This window comes from Vibrio sp. 1874 (assembly GCF_033344395.1).
GTDB classification, from domain to species: domain Bacteria; phylum Pseudomonadota; class Gammaproteobacteria; order Enterobacterales; family Vibrionaceae; genus Vibrio; species Vibrio alginolyticus.
The window spans coordinates 1-1,507 of sequence record NZ_JAWPOR010000078.1; the positions used below are offsets into that span (position 1 = coordinate 1).

At 43.4% G+C, this 1,507-nt stretch carries 1 protein-coding gene; it reads right to left on the reverse strand.

What is annotated here, in order from left to right; translation table 11 throughout:
• A partial coding sequence (locus R8N46_RS24660) for a cache domain-containing protein (RefSeq protein ID WP_318189705.1) occupies positions 1–1,311 on the reverse strand: 1,311 nt, incomplete at its 3' end.
• Positions 1,312–1,507 lie beyond the last annotated feature (196 nt).

Here is a 1,507-nt window from a genome sequence, read left to right on the forward strand (position 1 = left end):
CTTTTTGGCAAACGAACGCAATTGCTGGCTGATGTTTGCCATTCTGTCTGTGAGGGCTGAAATGCGAGTGAGATTGTCTTCCACTCGGTCATACTTTTCTTTCTGAAGGAACAATTTTCCATTCTCAGCAAAGCTACGAATGGCTGCCAACGGATTATTCAGCTCATGGCTGATGCTCGCTGACATTTGACCGAGAACTGCCAGCTTAGCCGCTTGAATCAACTCATCTTGGGTCAAACGCAGTGTTTGCTCCGTTTCGGTTCGCTGCGCAATTTCAGCCTGTAACTCTGCTGTTCTCGCCATGACTTGAAATTCTAACTTCTGATTCGCTTCTTGTTGGATTCGTTCTAACTGCAAATGGCGTTGTTGGCGGTGATAAATCAACTGGCCAATCAAGAACAAAACTGTAAAGGCCAACGTAAGCACAACGATATAGCCCATCGTAACCCAAACGATGGATTGTTTTGGCGAAAGCACACGAATCGTTAGCTTTAACTCAGGTAAAGGCAGTGAAGAGACAACCAGTGTCCCTTTATTGTAGGGGTAGCCTTGTTTCAGTTCAGAATTTGGTGCATTTAAGTTGCCGACAAAGCCCAATGTCGTAATCGATGTGTCGAGATATTGTCTACTCGTCCAAACTTGCTTTTTATCTGCATCACTTAACGGTTGTAGGCTTTTGAATAGCCAATCCTGCCGGCTGCTCATAAAGACAATATTGTGAGGGTCGCTGGCCACGAACACGCTGTCAGGTTGTTGCCAGTTATCTTCAATTTTACTCAAATCCATTTTTACGACCACGATGCCCAACACGCCGCCAGCATAAATTATTGGATATGAGTAGTAATAGCCACGTTGGCCGGATGTTGAGCCCAGAGCGTAATATTGGCTGCTTTCACCGCTGATGGCTTGTTTGAAGTAAGGTCTAAAAGCAAAGTTGCGTCCAATAAAAGAGCGCTTTTTACGCCAGTTACTTGCTGCAATGGTCGTGCCCCATTGATCAATCAAATAAGTATCTGCCGCTTCAATAACGTTGTTCACCGATTCTAGATAGCGATTGGTGATTTCGAGTTGAGCGCTATTTGAAGGATTCAGTAGAGCTTCAAAAAGAGGATCATCTTTGGCTAAAAGATTGGGTATATGGGCGTATTTATCGAGCTTATTTTTGATGTGGCTAGAAAATTGTTCGAGCTGTGATTGGTGTTTATCTAGCAAAGATTGATAGCTGTGTTGCCACACCCAGCGCCCGCCCACAATGGCGCACAGGAAATATAAGGCGAAAAAAATCAGTAAAATACGATTTCGTTGAGACATCCTTGCATTCCTATTACACGTCCTTTTTATGCCTTTAGAAATGTTAATGGGTTGTAGGGATGATGGGGGATTTAGTTTTCAACTCTGTGGAGTAAAACAAGAGCAAGATCTCTTTTTACGCTTTTCAATAAAAAAAGCAGTCGATTCTCTTGAAAAAGTCGCTATTGTCCCCATTCTAGATATGCTGAAGCGCTCA